The 746-nt window shown below is 39.8% G+C and carries 1 protein-coding gene; it reads right to left on the bottom strand.

Annotated features, from left to right (window positions below; translation table 11 throughout):
- Window positions 1-276 precede the first annotated feature (276 nt).
- A partial coding sequence (locus GEZ89_RS09495; RefSeq protein ID WP_153225815.1) for a G5 domain-containing protein occupies window positions 277-746 on the bottom strand: 470 nt, incomplete at its 5' end.

The following is a 746-nucleotide window of genomic DNA, read 5'->3' as shown; positions in this document are numbered from 1 at the left end:
GTACCATAATTTGAGATACACTAGAGAGAAAGGAAAGTCCAAAATGGAGGATCAGGTTGGGCTTACTTTAGCGTGTTTAAATATCAAAAAACTGGTGAAATGGATAGAGAATATCCCTTTTTATTTTGTTCTAAATCCGATTTTTGAATGGAATATCAGATGATGAGACAACATATTTTTGAAAACAGAAAAAAACAAACACCAAAAATGACGTTTGTCTTCGTTCTGAAGCGAGACTTAAGTCCCGCTTTTTATCTTATATCAAAAGATTCATCTTTAATCTTTTTTCTTGCTAAGTCCGTAAGCTGTGAGAGCTGACATAAGACCAGTAGCAATTAACCATTCTGAACCTTGAGTTCCTGTTTCAGGTAGTTTTTTCTCTTTTGCTACAGGAGCTGGACCTTGAGGAAGAGCTTTGTTTTCCTCAGCAGGAACAGTTGCTAGAGCTGGCTCGCTTGGGATTTCTAGTGTTGGTTTTTCTTCGGCGATAGCAGCTTGCCCATGTTCATCACCAACATGAGTGACAGGGTTCCCCACTTCAATCACTTGAGCGACAGGTTCTTGCGCTACGACACTTGTAACCAATGTTTTAACTTCAGTTCCGTCAGTAGCAGTAGTCACAGAATAGAAGTAGCTGCGACGACCGTTCACACCTTCAGTCACGATATGAGATTGTCCCTTAGGCAATGCATCAGTTTCACGAGTAATAGTTGTAAATGGAATGTCTTCAGTTTGGACATCTAGTT

It is taken from the genome of Streptococcus mitis (assembly GCF_009496285.1).
GTDB classification, from domain to species: domain Bacteria; phylum Bacillota; class Bacilli; order Lactobacillales; family Streptococcaceae; genus Streptococcus; species Streptococcus mitis_BP.
Note: the sequence above shows the minus strand (reverse complement) of the source record. Positions and strands in the feature narration are given on the sequence as shown.